The organism is Pseudomonas bubulae, from assembly GCF_900618535.1.
Lineage (GTDB): Bacteria > Pseudomonadota > Gammaproteobacteria > Pseudomonadales > Pseudomonadaceae > Aquipseudomonas > Aquipseudomonas bubulae.
The window spans coordinates 138,750-160,034 of the sequence record NZ_UYJA01000006.1 but is presented as its reverse complement, the minus strand read 5'-3'; the positions used below and the strand labels follow the sequence as shown (position 1 = coordinate 160,034).

Annotated in this window: 20 protein-coding genes; 15 read left to right on the top strand and 5 right to left on the bottom strand. The window is 59.6% G+C overall.

Going from position 1 to position 21,285, the window contains the following annotated elements:
* The first annotated feature begins 16 nt into the window (after positions 1-16).
* From alc to PPTH39_RS20755, 6 genes are all read left to right on the top strand, one after another.
* Positions 17-1,012 carry an allantoicase gene (gene alc / locus PPTH39_RS20780; protein WP_086797829.1) on the top strand — a complete coding sequence of 332 codons (996 nt, stop codon included), beginning with the start codon at positions 17-19 and terminating at the stop codon, positions 1,010-1,012.
* A 121-nt stretch (positions 1,013-1,133) separates the two neighbouring features.
* Entirely contained in the window at positions 1,134-1,637 is a 504-nt protein-coding gene (locus PPTH39_RS20775; protein ID WP_016781501.1) for an ureidoglycolate lyase, read from the top strand.
* A 48-nt stretch (positions 1,638-1,685) separates the two neighbouring features.
* Positions 1,686-2,975: a urate hydroxylase PuuD gene (locus PPTH39_RS20770; protein WP_095002056.1), complete on the top strand. Its 1,290-nt coding sequence runs from the start codon at positions 1,686-1,688 to the stop codon at positions 2,973-2,975.
* A gap of 84 nt (positions 2,976-3,059) precedes the next feature.
* Positions 3,060-4,424, top strand: coding sequence for a nucleobase:cation symporter-2 family protein (locus PPTH39_RS20765; protein ID WP_095002057.1), 1,365 nt, complete (start codon positions 3,060-3,062; stop codon positions 4,422-4,424).
* A gap of 152 nt (positions 4,425-4,576) precedes the next feature.
* Positions 4,577-5,362, top strand: coding sequence for an outer membrane protein OmpK (locus PPTH39_RS20760; protein ID WP_095002058.1), 786 nt, complete (start codon positions 4,577-4,579; stop codon positions 5,360-5,362).
* A 359-nt stretch (positions 5,363-5,721) separates the two neighbouring features.
* Positions 5,722-6,507, top strand: a complete 786-nt coding sequence (locus tag PPTH39_RS20755; RefSeq protein WP_095002059.1) for an outer membrane protein OmpK — start codon at positions 5,722-5,724, stop codon at positions 6,505-6,507.
* 19 nt (positions 6,508-6,526) lie between these two features.
* On the opposite strand, the gene PPTH39_RS20750 is transcribed toward PPTH39_RS20755, so the two are convergent.
* Positions 6,527-7,129, bottom strand: a complete 603-nt coding sequence (locus PPTH39_RS20750) for a TetR/AcrR family transcriptional regulator (RefSeq protein WP_095024367.1) — start codon at positions 7,127-7,129, stop codon at positions 6,527-6,529.
* Positions 7,130-7,309: 180 nt separating this feature from the next.
* Here PPTH39_RS20750 and PPTH39_RS20745 point away from each other — a divergent pair, with 180 nt between their 5' ends.
* Positions 7,310-8,512: an MFS transporter gene (locus PPTH39_RS20745; RefSeq protein WP_130872382.1), complete on the top strand. Its 1,203-nt coding sequence runs from the start codon at positions 7,310-7,312 to the stop codon at positions 8,510-8,512.
* Here the strand turns inward: PPTH39_RS20745 and PPTH39_RS20740 are convergent.
* A complete protein-coding gene (locus PPTH39_RS20740; RefSeq protein WP_095024369.1) occupies positions 8,509-9,450 on the bottom strand; it encodes a DUF808 domain-containing protein in 942 nt (313 codons plus the stop codon). The genes PPTH39_RS20745 and PPTH39_RS20740 overlap by 4 nt on opposite strands.
* A 132-nt stretch (positions 9,451-9,582) precedes the next feature.
* Between PPTH39_RS20740 and PPTH39_RS20735 the strand changes: the two genes are divergently transcribed.
* The gene (locus PPTH39_RS20735) at positions 9,583-10,191 is read left to right on the top strand and encodes a TetR/AcrR family transcriptional regulator (protein WP_095021338.1); all 609 of its coding nucleotides are present in this window, start codon (positions 9,583-9,585) and stop codon (positions 10,189-10,191) included.
* Between the two features lie 80 nt (positions 10,192-10,271).
* Here PPTH39_RS20735 and PPTH39_RS20730 read toward each other — a convergent pair whose 3' ends face one another.
* Complete coding sequence (locus PPTH39_RS20730; RefSeq protein ID WP_095019578.1) at positions 10,272-10,730, bottom strand: REP-associated tyrosine transposase; 459 nt, start codon at positions 10,728-10,730, stop codon at positions 10,272-10,274.
* Between the two features lie 178 nt (positions 10,731-10,908).
* A complete protein-coding gene (locus PPTH39_RS20725; protein WP_095002064.1) occupies positions 10,909-11,349 on the bottom strand; it encodes a GlcG/HbpS family heme-binding protein in 441 nt (146 codons plus the stop codon).
* A 267-nt stretch (positions 11,350-11,616) separates the two neighbouring features.
* On the opposite strand from PPTH39_RS20725, the gene gcl reads away from it, so the two are divergent.
* The 7 genes from gcl (at position 11,617) to PPTH39_RS20690 (ending at position 20,371) form a co-directional block, all read left to right on the top strand.
* The gene (gcl, locus tag PPTH39_RS20720) at positions 11,617-13,392 is read left to right on the top strand and encodes a glyoxylate carboligase (RefSeq protein WP_095002065.1); all 1,776 of its coding nucleotides are present in this window, start codon (positions 11,617-11,619) and stop codon (positions 13,390-13,392) included.
* Between the two features lie 55 nt (positions 13,393-13,447).
* Positions 13,448-14,230: a hydroxypyruvate isomerase gene (gene hyi, locus PPTH39_RS20715; RefSeq protein ID WP_095002066.1), complete on the top strand. Its 783-nt coding sequence runs from the start codon at positions 13,448-13,450 to the stop codon at positions 14,228-14,230.
* A gap of 90 nt (positions 14,231-14,320) precedes the next feature.
* A complete protein-coding gene (locus PPTH39_RS20710) occupies positions 14,321-15,211 on the top strand; it encodes a 2-hydroxy-3-oxopropionate reductase (RefSeq protein ID WP_046809691.1) in 891 nt (296 codons plus the stop codon).
* A 143-nt stretch (positions 15,212-15,354) separates the two neighbouring features.
* Positions 15,355-16,242, top strand: a complete 888-nt coding sequence (locus PPTH39_RS20705) for an urea transporter (RefSeq protein WP_130872381.1) — start codon at positions 15,355-15,357, stop codon at positions 16,240-16,242.
* Positions 16,243-16,281: 39 nt separating this feature from the next.
* A complete protein-coding gene (locus PPTH39_RS20700) occupies positions 16,282-17,103 on the top strand; it encodes an ion transporter (RefSeq protein WP_095002068.1) in 822 nt (273 codons plus the stop codon).
* A 93-nt stretch (positions 17,104-17,196) separates the two neighbouring features.
* On the top strand, positions 17,197-18,204 hold the full coding sequence (locus PPTH39_RS20695) for a sulfate ABC transporter substrate-binding protein (protein WP_095019582.1): 1,008 nt from the start codon (positions 17,197-17,199) through the stop codon (positions 18,202-18,204).
* A 229-nt stretch (positions 18,205-18,433) separates the two neighbouring features.
* Complete coding sequence (locus tag PPTH39_RS20690; protein ID WP_130872380.1) at positions 18,434-20,371, top strand: DNA topoisomerase III; 1,938 nt, start codon at positions 18,434-18,436, stop codon at positions 20,369-20,371.
* 3 nt (positions 20,372-20,374) lie between these two features.
* On the opposite strand, the gene PPTH39_RS20685 is transcribed toward PPTH39_RS20690, so the two are convergent.
* Positions 20,375-21,217, bottom strand: a complete 843-nt coding sequence (locus PPTH39_RS20685) for a PhzF family phenazine biosynthesis protein (RefSeq protein WP_130872379.1) — start codon at positions 21,215-21,217, stop codon at positions 20,375-20,377.
* Between the last annotated feature and the right edge of the window lie 68 nt (positions 21,218-21,285).

Genomic DNA, 21,285 nt, shown 5'->3' with positions numbered 1-21,285 from the left:
AAGGCAGACAAGAAGAATGAAAGCTTACGCCGTACCTTTCGAGAAGTTCGTCAACCTGGCCGATGCCCGCCTGGGCACCAAAATCGTTTCGGTAACCGATGACTGGTTTGCCGACGCCAACCGCATGTTCCAGCCGACCCCGGCCGTATGGAAGGAGGGCGTTTTCGATGACAACGGCAAGTGGATGGACGGCTGGGAGTCCCGCCGCAAGCGCTTCGAAGGCTATGACAGTGCCGTCATCCGTCTTGGCGTTCCGGGCTCGATCAAGGGTGTGGACATCGACACTTCATTCTTCACCGGCAACTTTCCACCATCGGCCTCGCTGGAAGCCTGCTTCCTGGCCTCGGGCGAACCGAATGAAAACACCCAGTGGGTGGAAGTACTGTCGGCCGTCGAGCTGCAGGGCAACAGCCATCACTACCACGAAATCAACAATGACCAGGCCTTCAGCCACCTGCGCTTCAACATTTTCCCGGATGGCGGCGTAGCGCGTCTGCGCGTGTACGGCGTGCCGTTCCGTGACTGGTCGGCAGTAGGCGACAACGAGCAGGTCGATCTGGCCGCAGCTCTCAACGGTGGCCGCGCCCTCGCCTGCTCCGACGAACACTTCGGACGCATGAGCAACATCCTCAACCCTGGCCGCGGCATCAATATGGGCGATGGCTGGGAAACCGCACGTCGTCGTACCCCGGGCAATGACTGGGTCATCGTCGCGCTGGGCCACCCGGGCGAGATCGAAAAAATCATCGTCGACACCCTGCACTTCAAGGGCAACTACCCGGACAGCTGCTCGATCCAGGGCGCGTACGTCAAGGGCGGTACCGACAGCCAGATCGAAACCCAGTCGCTGTTCTGGCGTGAACTGCTGCCGAGCCAAAAAATGGAAATGCACGCTGAACACACCTACAGCGAGCAACTGAAAAACCTCGGCCCGATCACCCACATTCGCCTCAACCTGTTCCCGGATGGTGGTGTAAGCCGCATCCGCGTATTGGGCAAAGTCGCCAAATAAGCGCTGCACCCAGCGCGGGCAAGTTCGCTCCCACATTTGAAATGTATTCATTCTGTGGGAGCGGGGTTACCCGCGATAGCGACAAAACTGACACCACAGAAACCCGAATAAGAAGACCACCATGCGCACATTGATGATTGAACCTCTGACCAAAGAAGCCTTCGCCCCTTTCGGTGACGTGATTGAAACCGATGGCAGCGACCACTTCATGATCAATAACGGTTCGACCATGCGCTTTCACCGTCTGGCCGAGGTCGAAACGGCTACGCCAGAGGACAAGGCGATCATCAGCATTTTCCGCGCCGAGGCGCAGGACATGCCATTTACCGTACGCATGCTGGAGCGCCATCCGCTGGGCAGCCAGGCTTTTATACCGCTGCTCGGCAACCCCTTTCTGATCGTGGTCGCGCCCGTTGGCGATGAACCTGTATCGGACCTGGTCCGCGCCTTTGTCAGTAATGGCAGGCAGGGCATCAATTACCATCGCGGCGTCTGGCACCACCCGGTGCTGACGATCGAAAAGCGGGATGACTTCCTGGTGGTTGATCGCAGTGGCAGCGGCAATAACTGCGATGAGCATTTCTTTAAAGAGGATCAGTTGCTGTTCCTCGCCCCCCACCAATAAGAGAAGGTCCAACACTCACAAAAGAGTGACGGGCAAGAGGTAAAGACTGTGGAAGCACATCTAATGGAATGGCTGAATCTGAGCGTGCGCTGGATTCATATGATTACCGGTGTGGCCTGGATTGGCGCGTCGTTTTATTTCGTCTGGCTGGAGAACAACCTTAACCGGGCCAACCCCAAGGATGGCCTTGCTGGCGATCTATGGGCGATTCACGGCGGCGGTATTTACCACCTGGAAAAGTACAAGCTGGCCCCACCCACCATGCCGGAAAACCTGCACTGGTTTAAATGGGAAGCCTATTTCACCTGGATGTCGGGCATCGCCCTGCTCTGTCTGGTGTTCTACTTCAACCCCGCGCTGTACCTGATTGCTCCAGGCAGCAGCATGAGCGGCCCTGAAGCGGTAGCCATCGGTATCGGCTCGCTGATTGCCGGCTGGTTCGTTTACGACTTTCTGTGCGACTCCGCCCTGGGCAAACGCCCGGCGTTGCTCGGTTTCGTCCTGTTTGTGCTGCTGGTTGCAGCAGCGTTCGGCCTGAGCAAAGTGTTCAGCGGGCGCGGTGCCTACCTGCACGTGGGCGCCATTATCGGCACCATCATGGTCGGTAACGTATTCCGCACCATCATGCCGGCACAACGTGCCCTGGTAGCCGCGATCAAGGAAGGCCGCAGCCCTGACCCGGCACTGCCGGCCAAAGGCCTGCTGCGTTCGCGACACAACAACTACTTCACCTTGCCGGTGCTGTTCATCATGATCAGCAACCACTTCCCGAGCACCTATGGCAGCCAGTACAACTGGTTGATCCTGGCCGGGATTGCGGTGCTGGCAGTGCTGGTACGTCACTACTTCAACACCCGCCACGACAGCCACAAATATGCCTGGACCCTGCCGGTCGCAGCCCTGGGCATGATTTGCCTGGCTTACGTTACCGGTCCAAAGCCTGTGTCGACAGCGCCAGAAACCGCCAAGGTGATCAAGTACCAACCGCTGCCGGAAACCGCCCTGGGCGGCGTCAAGGCTGCAGATGCTCCGCCAGCGGCACCGGCACAGGCACCCGCGGCAGCGCCAGTGGCCACCGTCGATTTTGAACAAGTCCACAAGGTGATCCAGGAGCGCTGCACGGTCTGTCATTCCGCCACCCCCAGCAGCCCGTTGTTCAGTGCGGCTCCGGCAGGCGTGATGTTCGACACCGCGCAACAGATCCAGCTGATGGCCCCGCGCATTCAGGCTCAGGCCGTTGTCACGCCGATCATGCCGCTGGGCAACATCACGCAAATGACGCAACAGGAGCGCGACCTGGTCGGCGCCTGGATCAATGCAGGGGCACGGACCAACTGACGCACCGCCTTTGCGGTCGCAGCCCCGCTGCGGCCGCAAGAACACACCACTAGCTCACAACAATAAAAATGACCGAGGTGTTGCATGTCCGATTTAACCGAACCGCGCATACCCGCCGTGACCGCCCCGCCCCCGCTGGCGCGGCTACCCATGCTGCAACTGATCCTGGTCGGTTTGCAGCATGTGCTGCTGATGTATGGCGGCGCCGTGGCCGTGCCGCTGATCATCGGACAGGCTGCAGGCCTGAGTCGTGAAGAGATCGCGTTTCTGATCAACGCCGACCTGCTGGTGGCGGGTGTCGCGACCATCGTGCAGTCGATGGGTATCGGCCCCATGGGTATTCGCATGCCGGTCATGATGGGTGCCAGCTTTGCCGCCGTTGGCAGCATGGTGGCAATGGCCGGGATGCCGGGTATCGGCTTGACCGGGATCTTCGGTGCGACCATCGCCGCGGGCTTTTTCGGAATGATCATTGCGCCATTTATGTCCAAGGTGGTGCGCTTCTTTCCTCCCCTGGTCACCGGTACTGTCATCACTTCGATCGGCCTGTCGCTGTTCCCCGTTGCGGTCAACTGGGCCGGTGGCGGCAGTGCTGCGGCGCAATTCGGCTCGCCGGTGTACCTGGCCATCGCGGCTCTGGTGCTGGGCACCATCCTGCTGATCAACCGCTTTATGCGCGGCTTCTGGGTCAATGTGTCGGTCTTGATCGGCATGGCCCTGGGCTATGTGCTGTCAGGCGCCATCGGCATGGTCGACCTCTCCGGGCTGGACAATACGCCGTGGTTCCAGGTTGTCACCCCCTTGCACTTCGGCATGCCGGAGTTTCATTTGGCACCGATTCTTTCGATGTGCCTGGTGGTGGTGATCATTTTTGTCGAGTCCACCGGGATGTTCCTGGCGCTGGGCAAAATCACCGATCAGGAAGTCACCCCGCGCATGCTGCGTCGCGGTTTGCTGTGTGACGCAGGCGCTTCTTTTATCGCCGGTTTTTTCAACACCTTCACCCACTCCTCCTTCGCCCAGAACATTGGCCTGGTGCAAATGACCGGCGTGCGTTGCCGCTCGGTAACCATCATGGCCGGTATCTTCCTGATCACCCTCAGCCTGCTGCCGAAAGCGGCGTACCTGGTGGCCTCGATTCCGCCTGCAGTGTTGGGTGGCGCCGCCATTGCCATGTTCGGCATGGTCGCGGCAACCGGGATCAAGATCCTCCAGGAAGCCGACATCGCCGACCGCCGCAATCAGTTGCTGGTGGCCGTGAGCATCGGCATGGGCCTGATCCCGGTGGTGCGTCCTGAGTTTTTCGCCCACCTGCCACTGTGGATGGACCCCATCACCCACAGCGGTATCGCCATGGCCGCTGTCAGCGCGGTGTGCCTGAACCTGATGTTCAATGTGCTGGGCGGTTCCGAACGCGCAGCCATGAGCGGGCATGTGCACCAGCACTGAGCCCTGACCCTCACCCCAACCCTCTCCCCAAGGGAGAGGGGGCTGATCGGTGGTGTTCCTGAGCGCTCGCACGACCAATCCCCTCTCCCTCCGGGAGAGGGCTAGGGAGAGGGGCTCTCGCTTTACAAAAACAATAAAAAAGGGAGTTACCCATGAAGTGCAAACACTGGGGCGTCACGCTCGCAGGTGGACTTTTGGCTGCCAGCCAGACAATGGCCGGGGACCTGTTTTTATGGCAAACCAACAGCCTGACCTACCTGTACGGCAAGAACTTCGCGATCAACCCGTCGATCCAGCAAACCGTCACTTTCGAACATGCGGACAAATGGAAGTACGGCGACAACTTCCTGTTTGTCGACCGTATTTTCTACAACGGCAAAGAAGACCCCAACAAAGGCCCGCACACCTATTACGGCGAGTTCAGCCCGCGCCTGTCGTTCGGCAAGATCTTCGACCGCAAATTCGAATATGGCCCGATCAAGGATGTGCTGCTGGCCATGACCTATGAATATGGCGAAGGCGACAGCGAGGCCTACCTGATCGGCCCGGGCTTTGATCTGGCGGTACCGGGCTTCAACTACTTCACCCTCAACTTCTATCGCCGCCATACCGAGGGCCCACGCCCTGGCACCGGGGTCTGGCAGATCACTCCGTCGTTTTCCTACACCATCCCCCTGGGCCGCTCCAACGTGTTGATCGACGGCTATATGGACTGGGTGGTGGACAACGACCAGAACTCACGCGGCACCTACCACTCCAATCTGCACTTCAACCCACAGATCAAATATGACCTGGGCAAGGCCCTGAACCTGGGTGAAAAACAGCTCTATGTCGGGATTGAATACAGCTACTGGAAGGACAAGTACGGCATCGAAAGCAGCAGCCGTCTTGATACCAACCAGAACACCGCCAGTGCCCTGATCAAAGTCCACTTCTAAGCTCTAGACTGTGCATGCTCTGTTATTGCCCGCCCTGGGCTTTAACAGAGCGCTTGAGTGCACGCGCCAGAGCCCGTATCCTGCGCGCCCGCTTAAACGCGACGTTTTTCAAAGCTGACTTTAAAGCCAACTTTTGCCTTTATATCAAAGGTTTACGGCCTGCCTGCCGCCCCCTGCACTCAACTGCCAACGCGCAGTCGAGGGTTTATTCATGGCTATAAAACAGGTATGGCCCCGAACTTGCTAAAAGCACTGAAGCTGACCGTAAAGGCAACTTTTAAAACCATGAACCAAGGCGCCACAACAGAGCGCCACGTTCGCACTACTTGCACAACTTTCTATATTTTGGAGCTAACCGAATGAAGCGCACACTTACCGGCCTGATGCTTGCGGGGAGCATGCTGGGCGGGGCTCCGGCAGTCGCCGGCGACCTGCTGCAATGGCAAACCAACAGCCTGACTTACTTGTACGGCAAGGACTTCCAGGTCAATCCAAAAATTCAGCAGACCATGACCTTCGAGCATGCTGACAGCTGGAAGTACGGTGACAACTTCTTCTTCCTTGACCGTATCTTTTACAACGGCAAGAAAGACGGCAACGTCGGCCCGAACACCTACTACGGTGAATTCACCCCGCGTTTGTCGTTCGGCAAGATCTTCGACCAGAAGTTTGAATTCGGCCCGATCAAAGACGTGCTGCTGGCCATGACTTACGAGTTTGGCGAAGGCGATACCGATGCCTACCTGATCGGTCCGGGTTTCGACCTGAACGTGCCGGGCTTTGACTACTTCCAGTTGAACTTCTACCAACGCTTCCCGGAAGGCAGCCGCGCCGGCAAAGGTGTGTGGCAGATCACCCCGGTGTGGTCCTACACCCTGCCCCTGGGCAACTCCGATGTGCTGATCGACGGCTACATGGACTGGGTGGTCGACAACGACGAGAACTCCCGTGGCACCTACCACGCCAACCTGCACTTCAACCCGCAGGTTAAATATGACCTGGGCAAGGCCCTGAGCTGGAGCGCCAAGCAACTGTATGTCGGTGTGGAATACGACTACTGGAAAAACAAGTACGGCATCGAAGACAGCGGCGCGTTCAAGACCAATCAGAACACCACCAGCCTGCTGATCAAGTACCACTTCTGATGCACGGGCCCGGGCCGCGTCAGCGCGGCTCAGGCACCCGCAGCAAACCGCGCAGCATCAGGTCCAGGCTGTCCAGCGCAGCGGCCAGACGCTGCGGCGGGTTGTCGGCCTCGGCAATCCAGAACGACGCATCCATCAGCCCGCCCTGAATCAGACGCGCCAGCGCCTCGGGATCGGTGCGCTGAATCACCTCGGTGTCCATCAGCCCCTGCAACATCGACGCCATCGACAGGCAGCACACCGACTGGGTGTTCTGCACATATTGCGAGCCCAGCACCGAAGGCGCATCGCGCAACAGAATGCGCTGTACCTCGACTTGCAGGGCCATCTCCAGATACAGCCGGCATTGATCCTTAAACCCTTGCCACTGGCTGTCCGCCTGCTCAAACACCTGTGCCAGCTGCGCATCCAGCTCGGCATCGATCTGCTGGGCCACGGCCTTGAACAAGCCTTTCTTGTCGCCAAAATGGTGGTACAACGCGCCACGCGTCAGCCCGACCGAAGCCGTCAATTCGTCCATCGATGTCCGGGCATAGCCCACCGTACTGAATGCCAGGCGAGCCGCCTCAAGCAGCTTGCCACGGGTTTCTTCGATCATTTGCGACCGCGCTTTGGGCGCCATGCCTTTCACCTTTATTTTTGGATACGCGACGTATGTTAATTGACATACGCTGTGTATGCGTATATTTCTACATACGCCGCGTATGTGATTACCGGCACTTACACATTCCCGTAGCAGCTGCCCAAGGCTGCGTTCGACAGCTGCTACGAAAGCAATCCCCAACACTGTTCCGGAGCTTGTATGGCCAACCCCTATCGCGAGATTTTCAGCGCCCCCGGCACCAAGGCTTTCAGCGGTGCGGGCCTGATCGCGCGGATGCCGATCTCAATGGTCGGCATCGGCATCATCACCATGCTGGCGCAACTGCAAGGTTCCTATTGGCTGGCCGGTGGCGTAGCCGCCACCTTTGCCCTGGCCACAGCCCTGCTGGCTCCGCAGATTTCACGCTGGGTCGACCGCTACGGCCAGAGCCGCATCCTGCCCGGTGTCACCGCCATTGGCGTCAGCGCCTTGCTGGCCTTGCTGCTGTGCAGTCATTTTGGCGCGCCGGACTGGACGCTGTTTGTGTTCGCCGCCCTGTCGGGCTGCATGCCGAGCATGTCGGCAATGGTGCGGGCACGCTGGACCGAGCTGTATCGCGGCTCGCCCAAACTGCACACCGCGTTTTCATTCGAGTCGGTACTCGATGAAGTGAGCTTTATTATCGGCCCGCCGATTTCCGTGGGCCTGAGTGTGGCGCTGTTCCCCCAGGCCGGACCACTGGCGGCAGCCATCCTGCTGGCCATCGGCGTCAGCGTGTTTGTGCTGCAACGCAGCACCGAACCACCGGTACACCCGCGTAGCAGCGAGCACCAGGGCACAGTTTTACGCCAGGGCGCCGTGGTGGTTTTGCTGTTGGCCCTGCTTGGGCTGGGCACGATTGTGGGTACGGTGGATGTGGTTAGCGTGGCCTTTGCCCAGCATCAGGGCCAACCGGCTGCCGCAAGCATTGTATTGTCGATGTACGCCTTGGGATCGTGCGCTGCCGGGCTGGTGTTCGGCATGCTCAAGTTGAACATGCCACTGCCCAGGCTGTTTGTGCTCGGCGCCCTGGCCACATCCATCACCATGGTGCCGCTGCTGTGGGCCGACAGCATCGCCACCCTGGCCGTGGGCATGCTGATCGCCGGGCTGTTTTTTGCCCCCACCCTGATCACCGCCATGGGCCTGGTGGAAAACATTGTCCCACCCGCCAAGCTGACTGAAGGCCTGACCTGGATGATCACCGGTCTGGGCATGGGTGTGGCCCTGGGCGCTGTACTCGGCGGCTGGGTGGTGGATGCGTACGGCGCCCAGACCGGCTTTACCGTATCGCTGGCCGCAGGGGGCATCATGCTGTTGTTCGCGGTGCTGGGCTATCGATTGCTGCAGGACAGTACCCTGCCCCGAGCCATAGCGGCCTAGGACTTGATGGCCCGCCAGACCTTGCTCGCGGCAGACACCACGGCCAATACCACCGCGCCGGCAATAATGCCGGCCACGGCGTTGAGCAGGGTCGGCACAATCACCGACACCACACCCAGCCATTGCGTGCTGCCTTGCGCAACGCCTTCAACCCAATGATGCAACGGCGGTACACCGTGGGTCAGGATACCGCCGCCGACCATGAACATTGCCGCCGTGCCGATCACGGTCAGACTTTTCATCATGTACGGGGCTGCGCTCAACACACCACGGCCAAAGCTGCGCTGGAACCGCGGCCAGGCGCCGTCGCCGGTCTTCTTGCTCAGGTACAGGCCACCATCGTCGAGTTTGACGATGCCACCCACCACGCCATATACCCCGACTGTCATCACGATGGCGATACCCGACAACACCACCACCTGCTGCATCAGCGGTGAGTCGGAGACGATGCCCAGGGTGATGGCAATGATTTCGGCGGACAGGATAAAGTCCGTACGAACGGCGCCCTTGACCTTATCCTTTTCAAACGCCGCCAGATCGACTTCAGCACCGGCCAGCGACTCCTGCAAGGCCTGGCGCTGGCTCTGGGCATCGGCCTTGCTGTGGGTGAAACTGTGGGCGACCTTTTCGAAACCCTCGAAACACAGATAAGCCCCACCCACCATCAACAGCGGCGTCACCGCCCAGGGCGCAAAGGCACTGATGGCCAGCGCTGCCGGTACCAGAATCGCCTTGTTGCGAAACGAACCCTTGGCCACGGCCCACACCACCGGCAACTCCCGGTCGGCACGCACGCCCGATACCTGCTGGGCGTTGAGCGCAAGGTCATCGCCCAGCACCCCGGCGGTTTTTTTGGCGGCCACTTTGGTCATCAGAGCGACGTCATCGAGCACGGCGGCGATATCATCGAGCAACATCAGCAAGCTACTGCCAGCCATAGAAAAACGTCCTGAGAGATGGAATGCACACAAGCATAGCGCGTGCCGCGCGCAAAGCGGCAATCTTGAGCCACTTGCAAGCCCGGTGCTACCATGCCCGACCGCCCCAGCAGGCAAGGACATATCGGGTTTATGAGCAGTATCCGCGAGCGTAACAAAGAACTGATTTTGCGTGCCGCCAGCGAAGAATTCGCTGACAAGGGTTTCGCCGCCAGCAAAACCAGCGATATCGCGGCCAAGGCCGGCGTGCCCAAGCCCAATGTCTACTACTACTTCAAATCCAAGGAAAACCTCTATCGCGAGGTGCTTGAAAGCATTATCGACCCGATCCTGCGGGCTTCGACGCCGTTCAACGCCGATGGCGAGCCGAATACGGTATTGAGCAATTACATCCGCTCAAAAATCGTGATTTCCCGTGACCTGCCCTTTGCCTCGAAAGTGTTCGCCAGCGAAATCATGCATGGCGCCCCGCACTTGAGTGAGAAACAGGTAGAGCTGTTGAATGCCCAGGCCCAACACAACATCGCCTGCATCCAGACCTGGATCGACCGCGGCCAGATTGCCGCCATCGACCCGCACCACCTGATGTTCAGCATCTGGGCGGCAACCCAGACCTACGCCGACTTCGACTGGCAGATCTCAGCCATCACCGGCAAGACCAAGCTTGAAGACAGCGACTACGAAGCGGCAACCCAAACCATTATCCGGTTGGTGCTGAAGGGCTGCGAACCGGACCGATAAACCACGCTGGGACCTTCGCGAGCAGGCTCGCTCCCACCCTGCGCACAATCTGTGGGAGCGAGCCTGCTCGCGAAGCCCTTTCAAACCCAGATTGCATCCCACAGGGGATAGTCACCGAGCTTCTCGACCAGTCGTGCCCGCAACGGATTGGCGACAACATAACGAGCAACATTCACCAGATCCTCTTCTCGCCTTAATGCCCGGTCATGGAAGCCATTTTGCCAAAGGCTGATTTTGCGATCAGTTGATCGCCTGACAGCCTGGGTACTCAAAGACTTGGTTCGTTGCATCAAGCCACCGAGCGTCCCACGGTGTAATTCGATCAACCAATGAACGTGATCTGGCATGACGACCCAGGCCAACGAGTCTGCAAAACCCTGGTCTTGGGCAGCGCGAAATTGTGCGACGACTAATCGTCCCAAGGTAAAGTCTTTAAAGATGGGCTCTCTGCAGAGCGTGTTGGTGCTCAACAGGTAAATTCGATTTGGCTCGGAACAGCGGCCGATACGCAGGCGGTGTGAAGCAGCTAAAGACGGCATTCCTTTGCCTTTTCATAGATGAGTAATGAAAAGGCTAGCCCTGAAAGAACAATGAGGACGGGGCGTTTTTTAGCTGAATGTGTCTCAACAATGCCTTCGCGAGCAGGCTCGCTCCCACCCTGCGCACAATCTGTGGGAGCGAGCCTGCTCGCGAAGGCGGTCAATCACTCAGCCCAAATCAGACCGCCACCCCCGCATCCGCCCGCAGGCCCAGCGCTTCTACCGCGCTGATCGCGCATTGCTCGTCGATATCCGACGTATCGCCGCTGATACCAACAGCACCGATTACCTGCCCCGCCTCATCACGAATCAATACCCCACCCGGCGCAGGCACCACGTCACTTTGCCCCATGCCATTAAGCGCCGCGAAGAACGCCGGGCGCTGTTGCGCGTCCAGTGCCAGCAGACGCGAGCCCTTGCCTAAGGCAATCGCGCCCCAGGCTTTGCCAATCGCAATGCTGGGGCGCAGCAGGCTGGCGCCGTCTTCGCGCTGCAACGCCAGCAAATGCCCGCCACTGTCGAGCACCACTACCGTCAGCGGCGCAGCACTGATCTGACGCCCGACGCTCAAGGCCTGAGCGGTCAGTTCTAAAGCGACTTTCAAGGTTAAAGCACTCATGGTTGCCATCCTTATCTTGTTATGGAAAGCCTTCGGCGCACCTCGCGAGGCGCACTCAATAACACCAATAGAACACAATACAAATCTATTTTGTATACAATTTTTCAGCAATCAAAAAAACAAAACCCAGCGAACAAGCCTGAATACAAGGCTTGCTTGTGATCAACCATCGAATCGATAAAAGCCATTGACCTGCACAGCGGAGGATGAATACACTCGCCCAACAGCCACTTGTATACAATTACAAAACGTAAGAGGCACAAAACAATGAGCAAAATGAGAGCAATCGAAGCCGCCGTTCTGGTGATGCGTCGCGAAGGTGTCGATACCGCATTCGGTATCCCGGGCGCCGCCATCAACCCGCTGTACTCGGCCCTGAAAAAGGTCGGTGGCATCGATCACGTCCTTGCTCGCCACGTCGAAGGCGCCTCGCACATGGCCGAGGGCTATACCCGCACCAAGGCCGGCAATATCGGCGTGTGCATCGGCACCTCGGGGCCTGCCGGTACCGATATGGTGACGGGCCTGTACAGTGCCTCGGCCGACTCGATCCCGATTCTGTGCATCACCGGCCAGGCCCCACGGGCACGGATGCACAAAGAAGACTTCCAGGCGGTGGATATCACCGCCATCGTCAAGCCCGTCACCAAGTGGTCGACCACGGTGATGGAGCCGGGCCAGGTGCCTTACGCCTTCCAGAAAGCCTTTTACGAAATGCGCTCCGGTCGCCCTGGCCCGGTGCTGATCGATCTGCCGTTCGATGTGCAGATGGCCGAAATCGAATTCGACATTGACGCCTACGAACCGCTGCCACTGGCCAAACCAACGGCAAACCGGCTGCAGGCCGAAAAAGCCCTGACCATGCTCGATCAGGCGGAACGCCCGCTGCTGGTCAGCGGTGGCGGCGTGATCAATGCCGACGCCAGCGACCTGCTGGTGGAATTCGCCGAACTGACCGGTATCCCGGTGATTCCGACCCTGATGGGCTGGGGCACCATCGCCGATGACCACCCGCTGATGGTGGGCATGGTCGGCCTGCAAACCTCGCACCGTTATGGCAACGCCACCCTGCTCAAGTCCGATGTGGTATTGGGCATCGGCAACCGCTGGGCCAACCGCCATACCGGTTCGGTGGATGTGTACACCGAAGGCCGCAAGTTCATTCACGTGGATATCGAACCGACCCAGATCGGCCGGGTATTCAACCCGGATCTGGGCATCGTTTCCGACGCCGGTGCCGCGCTCAAGGTATTCCTTGAAGTAGCCCGCGAATGGAAAGCTGCCGGCAAGCTGAAAAACCGCAGCGCCTGGCTGCAGGACTGCCAGCAGCGCAAGGCCACGATGCAGCGCAAGACCCACTTCGACAACGTGCCGGTCAAGCCACAACGCGTGTACGAAGAAATGAACCAGGTGTTCGGCAAAGACACCTGCTATGTCAGCACCATCGGTTTGTCACAGATTGCCGGCGCACAATTCCTGCATGTGTACAAACCTCGCCACTGGATCAACTGCGGCCAGGCCGGCCCTCTGGGCTGGACCATTCCGGCGGCGCTGGGGGTGGTCAAGGCCGACCCTGATCGCAATGTGGTGGCACTGTCCGGCGACTACGACTTCCAGTTCATGATCGAAGAACTGGCCGTGGGCGCTCAGTTCAACCTGCCCTATATCCACGTGGTGGTTAACAACTCCTACCTGGGGCTAATCCGTCAGGCCCAGCGCGGGTTTGAAATGGACTACTGCGTGCAGTTGGCTTTCGACAACCTCAACGCACCGGAGCTTAACGGCTATGGCGTTGACCACGTGGCCGTCGTTCAAGGCCTGGGTTGCAAGGCCTTGCGCGTGTTCGAACCGAGTGAAATCCAGCCTGCCCTGCGCAAGGCCCAGGAGCTGATCAAGGAATTCCGCGTGCCGGTGATGGTGGAAATCATCCTGGAGCGTGTGACCAATATCTCGATGGGCACCGAAATCAACGGCGTAAATGAATTTGAAGACCTGGCGCTGGTGGGTAACGATGCACCGACCGCCATTTCGATGCTGGATTAATTTATAGCCCTCACCCCCTCTCCCGAGGAGAGGGGACAAAAAGCAGGAGTTCACCATGCCGCGTTTTGCCGCCAACCTGTCCATGCTGTTCACCGAGCAGGATTTTCTTGTCCGTTTTCAAGCGGCCGCCAACGCTGGTTTTCATGGCGTTGAATACCTGTTCCCTTACGATTACAACTCGGCCGACATCAAGGCCCAGCTCGATGCCAATAAACTGACCCAGGTGCTGTTCAACCTGCCGGCCGGTGACTGGGCCAAGGGCGAGCGCGGGATTGCCTGCCTGCCGGACCGGGTTGAAGAGTTCCGCGCCGGGGTCGACCTGGCCATCGCTTACGCGCAAGTGCTGGGCAACGACCAGATCAACTGCCTGGCCGGCATCCGCCCCCAGGGCGTGGACGACGCCACGGTCGAAAAAACCTTCGTCGCCAACCTCAAATACGCCGCCGACAAGCTGCAGGCAGTCGGCATCAAGCTGGTGATGGAATCGATCAACACCCTCGACATCCCGGGCTTTTACCTGAACAACACCCAGCAGGCACTGGCGATCCAGGAAAAGGTCGGCAGCAGCAATCTGTTCCTGCAATACGACATCTACCACATGCAAATCATGGAGGGTGACCTGGCCCGCACCATGCAGACTCATCTGCCGCAGATCAACCATATCCAGCTGGCCGATAACCCTGGTCGCCACGAACCGGGCACCGGCGAAATCAACTACCGCTTTTTGTTCGATCACCTGGACCGCATCGGCTATCAGGGTTGGGTTGGCTGTGAGTACAAGCCGCTGACCAGCACCGAGGCCGGTCTGGCGTGGCTCAAGACCCATAACGCGGTGTAACTCTGTGGGAGCGATCCCATCGCGAGCAAGCCCGCTCCCACATCAGACCACCTACTCTGAATCGCCCTAAGAAAAACAAGAGGATTTGTCATGGCTAAAATCGGATTTATCGGCACGGGCATCATGGGCTCACCCATGGCCAGCAACCTGCAGAAGGCCGGGCATAGCCTGTTTCTGTCGACCCACCACGGCGCCGCACCGGCCGATCTGGTTGCCGCTGGCGCAATCGCCCTGGCCAGCCCGCGAGAAGTGGCCCAGGAAGCCGAATTCATCATCGTCATGGTGCCGGACACCCCTCAGGTTGAGGATGTGCTGTTTCGTGAGGACGGCATCGCCGCGGGCCTGAGCCCGAACAAGGTGGTGATCGACATGAGTTCGATCTCGCCTACGGCCACCAAAGCGTTCGCCGAAAAAATCAACGCCAAGGGTGCTCAGTACCTCGACGCGCCGGTATCCGGCGGTGAAGTTGGCGCCAAGGCCGGCTCACTGAGCATCATGGTCGGCGGTGACGAAAAAACCTTCGCCCGCGCCCTGCCGCTGCTGCAGAGCATGGGCAAGAACATCACCCTGGTGGGCGGCAATGGCGACGGTCAAACCGCCAAGGTAGCCAACCAGATCATCGTCGCCCTGAATATCCAGGCCGTGGCCGAAGCCCTGGTATTTGCCGCGAAAAACGGCGCTGACCCGGCCAAGGTTCGCGAAGCGCTGATGGGTGGCTTTGCCTCCTCGAAAATCCTCGAAGTGCACGGCGAGCGCATGATCAAGGGCACTTTTGACCCGGGCTTCCGTATCAGCCTGCATCAAAAAGACCTCAACCTGGCCCTGGCCGGTGCCCGTGAGCTGGGGATCAACCTGCCCAACACCGCCAATGCCCAGCAAGTGTTCAGCACCTGCGCGGCCATCGGTGGCAGCAACTGGGACCACTCGGCGCTGATCAAGGGCCTGGAGCACATGGCCAACTTCTCGATTCGCGACAAGTAAGCCCACCGGTCTGCCCTTTTTGGGGAGACCGCACTACCTGTAGTCGCTGCCGAGGCACGAAGGCTGCGAGTTCTTGATCATGCAGGGAGCCAATCAAGAGCTCGCAGCCTTCGTGCCTCGGCTGCGACTACCAGGTAACAATCATGAGTTCAAACCCCTGCCCCGACTGGGCGACGGCCCTGTGCGCCGGTTTCGGCCAGATCTTCCTCCAGCGTCATCCTCTGTGCGGCGTGCTGTGCCTGCTGGCCATTCTGATCAGTGCCCCCACCCTGCTCGGTGGCGCCTTGCTCGGCGGTATTGCCGGGCTCCTCACCGCGCAACGGCGCGACTATCCCAAGGCCGAACGCCAGGCGGGTCTGTACAGCTACAACGGTATCTTGCTGGGCTTGCTGATAAGCCACCAGCTTGAATGGTCTGCCCTGTTGCCCTTGCTGATCATTGCCAGTGCCGGACTGAGTACGATGCTCGTGCATCAGTGGCTCAAGCGCGCCACCCCCGGGCAAAGCCTGCTGGCCTACACCGCGCCGTTTGTGGGTATTGGCTGGATCCTGCTGCACCTGACCAACCCGCCTGCACAAGCCATGGACCACACCCAGGCCGTCAATGGCCTCACACTGGCACAGGGGCTGTTCAAGGGCATTGCCCAGGTCATGCTGCTGCCACACCCGCTGGCCGGGTTGCTGATTGTGATCGGCCTGTGGCTGAGCAACTGGCGCGCGGCACTATGGGCCATCACCGGTTCACTGACCGGTATGCTGTTTGCCTTGTATCAACAGGACAGCGCGGCTGCACTGGACGGCCTGGCCGGCTACAACCCTGCACTCGCCGCATTGGCCCTGAGTCAGCAAGCACGGCGTCCCTGGCTGCCCGTGGCGGGGATTATCGTGACCTTGCTGATCACCCCGGGCTTTATTGCCCTGGGCCTCGCCCCCCTGACCGCACCCTTTATCCTCGGATGCTGGCTGGTGCACGCCAGTGTGCGCATCCTGCACCCTGCACAAGAACAATGCAGGTTGCGCATTGAGCGTTAATACTCGAACCTTCTGACCTTTGGGCATCGAGCAACCTGCATGGATAACAATGACTGGCGCCAGCGCTTGTATGTGATGGTCTTTCAGGCCGATACCCCGGCGGGGCGGCGTTTCGACACCGCCCTGCTGCTGATCATCCTGTGCAGCCTGGTGGTCGTGGTGCTCGACAGCATCAACAGCATTCACCGCGACTACGCCAAACTGCTGGCCTATATCGAGTGGGGTTTCACCTTTGTATTCGCCGTGGAATACGGCCTGCGTCTGTATTGCTCGCCCAAACCTCTGCGTTACGCCTTCAGCTTCTACGGCCTGGTGGATTTGCTGGCCATTGTGCCGGGGATTCTGGCGATCTATTACAGCGACGCGCAGTACCTGTTGATCATCCGCATCATTCGCATGTTGCGGATTTTTCGTATCCTCAAGCTGCGCCCCTACCTGAGCCAGGCCAACTATCTGCTCTCGGCGCTGCGCGGCAGCAAGCAAAAAATCATCGTGTTCCTGGTCAGCGTCTCCACCCTGGTTACGGTGTTCGGCAGTCTGATGTATGTGGTCGAAGGGCCTGCAAACGGCTTTACCAGTATTCCGGTAAGTATCTATTGGGCCATTGTCACCCTGACGACTGTGGGTTTTGGTGACATAGTGCCCAAAACCGTACTGGGGCAAGTGATCTCGGCGATGGTGATGATCACCGGCTACTCGATCATTGCCGTGCCCACCGGCATCTTCACTGCCGAATTGGCCAACGCCATGCGTGGCGAGCAACTCAAGCACGACTGCCCGACCTGCAAAAAGAACACTCACGAACAATCGGCGTCTTTTTGTTCACGGTGCGGCAATGCTCTTTTTACGAAAAAAGCATAACCACAGCACTTTTTAATCTTTTAAGGACTATGCGACAGTCGCTATAGTTACTGGCAATTTGCCCTTATTGCTCCCTATAACAAGGAATGCGCAGTGAAAAAACTCTTTAGTGCCTCAATTCTGGCCGCTGGCCTGGCCCTTGGCAGTGTCGCGAGTGCAGCGACCCCACCGCCACTGCTAAACGTGTCCTACGATGTGATGCGTGATTTCTACAAAGACTACAACGCAGCCTTCCAGAAGCACTGGGCACAAGAGCACAACGGCGAAAAGCTCAACGTACAAATGTCATTTGGTGGTTCCAGCAAACAGGCCCGCTCGGTCATCGATGGCTTGCCGGCGGACGTGATCACCATGAACATGGCCACCGACATCAATGCCCTGGCCGACAACGGCCATCTGGTCCCGGAAAACTGGGTCACCCGCCTGCCGGACAACAGCGCACCGTTTACCTCGGCTACCGTTTTCATCGTGCGCAAGGGCAACCCCAAGGCTCTGAAAGACTGGCCCGACCTGCTCAAGGACGGCGTACAGGTCATCGTACCCAACCCGAAAACCTCGGGTAACGGCCGCTACACCTTCCTGTCGGCCTGGGGCTATGTACTGAAAAACGGCGGTGACGAAACCAAGGCCAAGGACTTTGTGGCCAAGTTGTTCAAGCAGGCCCCAGTGCTTGATACCGGCGGTCGTGCAGCCACCACCACCTTTATGACCAATCAGATCGGCGATGTGCTGGTGACGTTCGAAAACGAGGCGGAAATGATCGCCCGTGAATTTGGTCGCGACCAGTTCGAAGTGATCTACCCGAGCGTATCGGCAGAAGCCGAGCCGCCTGTGACGGTAGTGGACAAAGTGGTCGACAAAAAAGGCACCCGCGCCACGGCCGAAGCCTACCTCAAGTACCTGTGGTCGCCTGAAGGCCAGGAAATCGCTGCTAAAAACTACCTGCGCCCGCGTGACCAGGCAATTCTCGCCAAGTACAACGACCGTTTTCCGAAAGTCGACTTCCTGTCGGTTGAAAAAACCTTCGGCGACTGGCGCGACGTGCAGAAAAAGTACTTCAACGACGGTGGCGTGTTCGACCAGATCTACAACGCGCAATAATCCCCTGTCCTGTTGCAAGCCCGCCTTCCATTGTGGGAGCGGGCTTGCTCGCGAAGGGATGCCCCCGGTACGCCTGACTGCCCCCCTCGCCTGCATCGCAGGCAAGCCAGCTCCCCCAGGTTTTGCAGCACCTGCAAAAGCCTGTACATATCAACAGTAAAAAAACTTGCTCTCGCGCCTGTCTCTGCCCATGCTGTGCATCTTCTGCGATGCGTGAATGAGTTGAGCGATGCGGCTGTTTCTGTGTGAAAAACCCTCCCAGGCCAAAGATATTGCCGCCGTGCTCGGTGCCAGCCGCCGCGGTGATGGCTGCTGGGTGGGCGCCAATGCCACCGTCACCTGGTGCATCGGTCACCTGCTCGAAACCGCCCCGCCCGACGCCTACGATGAGCGCTACAAGCGCTGGCTACTGGCTGACCTGCCGATCATTCCGGAAAAATGGAAAATGCGCGTCAAACCCAAGACCGCCAGCCAGTTCAAGGCCGTCAAGCGCCTGCTCGGTGAAGCCACAGAACTGGTCATCGCCACCGACGCCGACCGCGAAGGCGAGATGATTGCCCGCGAACTGGTCGAGCACTGCCGCTACCGCGGCCCCATCCAGCGCCTGTGGCTGTCGGCCCTGGACGACGCCTCGATCCGCAAGGCCCTGGCTGCGCTCAAGCCCGGCAGCGAAACCTTCAACCTCTATCATTCGGCCCTCGGCCGCTCGCGGGCCGACTGGTTGATCGGCATGAACATGAGCCGCCTGTTTACCCTGCTCGGCCGCCAGTCGGGCTATCAAGGCGTATTGCCAGTGGGCCGTGTGCAGACCCCTACGCTGCGGCTGGTGGTCGATCGTGATCGTAGCATCAGCGACTTTATCCCCGTGGCCTACTGGGCCATAGACGTACAGCTCAGGCACGACGGGCAGTTATTCACCGCGCAATGGCGGGCCGATCCCGACACCTGCGACGACCAGGACCGCTGCCTCAACCAGGCCCACGCCCAACAGGCCGCAAGTGCAATGCAAAGCGCCAGCAGCGCCCGGGTGATCAAGCTGCGCACCGAGCGCATGCGTGAAGTCGCGCCATTGCCGTTCGATCTGGGCACGCTGCAGGAAGTGTGTTCAAAAAAGCTCGGCCTCGGCGCCCAGGAAACCCTCGATATTGCCCAGGCCCTGTACGAAACCTATAAGGTCGTCACCTATCCGCGCAGCGATTGCGGCTACTTGCCACAGAGCCAGCACGGCGAAGCCGCGTCGATTCTCAGCGCCTTGCAACAGGCCGATCCGTCACTTTCACCACTGGCCAGCCATCTGGACCCCCAGCGCCGTTCACGGGCCTGGAACGACGCAAAAGTCAGCGCCCACCACGGCATTATTCCTACAGCTGCTGCAAAGAATATTGAACGCCTGAGCGGCAAACATCGCGCGGTATATACGCTGATTCGCGCACGCTACCTCGCGCAGTTTCTGCCCAACCATGAATACGACCGCACCCAGGCCGACTTTGATTGTGCAGGGCAAAACCTGCGGGCCGTCGGCAAGCAGATCGTCGAGCCCGGCTGGAAGCGCGCCCTGCCCGAGGCACTGGCCCCGGCCAAAGGTCGCGAAGCCCCTGCTCCACAGCCCCTGCCGTTATTGCGCGAAGGGCTGGACTGCGCGATTGCCGCGGTCAACCTCAAGGACTTGTGGACCCAGCCGCCCAAGCCGTTCACCGAAGGCGACCTGATCAAGGCGATGAAAAACGTCGCCAAGCTGGTGCAGGACCCGCTGCTCAAGCAAAAACTCAAGGACACCACCGGTATCGGCACCGAAGCCACCCGCGCCGGCATCATCCAGGGCTTGCTCGATCGCGGTTACCTGAGCAAAAACGGCAAGGCCCTGGCGGCGACCGCCCCCGCCTTTAGCCTGATCGACGCGGTACCGCGCGCCATTGCCGACCCCGGCACCACGGCCATCTGGGAGCAGGCGCTGGACATGGTGCAAAGCGGCGAAATGACCCTCGACGTATTCGTCGCCAAACAGGCGGCGTGGATGAGCAAACATATCGAACGTTGCAGCGCCATGACCATGACGATCAGCGGTCCGGCCAGCCCGGCCGGTGCGGCGCCAGCCTGGAAGAAGAAACGCAAGGCCGCTACGGGCAAGGCCAGACCCAAGCGGGCGGTGAAAGCAAAAGGGGCATGAGGCTCAGAGCGTCAATTGCCCGCTAATACAGGTCACCGCCGGGCCGCCCACCCAGATATCCTCGCCGATCTGCTCGATCGACACCCGCCCTGCCCGCCCCATTGCCGTACCCTGGCTGGCCACATAATGCGCCGGGGCAAGGCCTGCGCCGATCAGCCACTGCGCCAGCCCGGCATTCAGGCTACCGGTCACCGGATCTTCGGGCATGCCCTCGCCGGCACAGAATGCGCGCACTTCAAACTGCGCCTCGTCGCCATCGAGTTCAGGCTGCCAAGGGGCAACCACACCGATCGACAGTCCGAGCAACTGCGAGTAATCGGGCTCTAAAGCCAGCACCTGCTCACGCTCACGCAACATCAACGCCACCCAGCCCGGGCCATTATCGACCCAACGCGCCTGCACCACCGCCTGCGCCTCGATGCCCAGGCCACGGCAGATACGCTGCAGCAAATCCCCCTCAACAGCACCCGTACGCAACAGGGGCGGTGCAGTAAAAGCCAGTTGCCCGGCCTGGCGACGAAGACGGATCAACCCCGCGGCGCACTCCTGCACGATCTCTTGACCGCGGGGCACGCCGCCGGCTTCCAGCCAGGCGTGGCAACTGCCCAGCGTAGGGTGGCCAGCAAAAGGCAGCTCGTTGAGAGTGGTAAAAATTCGCAGGCGGTAATCGGCATCAGGGTTTTGCGGTTTGAGCACAAAAGTGGTTTCACTCAGATTGGTCCAGCGCGCAAAGTCGGCCATTTGTGTGTCACTCAGGCTGTCGGCATTCAACACCACGGCCACCGGGTTGCCCTTGAGGGCAACGCTGCTGAAAACGTCAACTTGCTTGAATTCGAATGGGCGCATGACCGGCTCCTGATAGTGATCAGCAAGCACCCTACACAATTTGCGTAGCCGCTGGCGAGGCAGCGGCT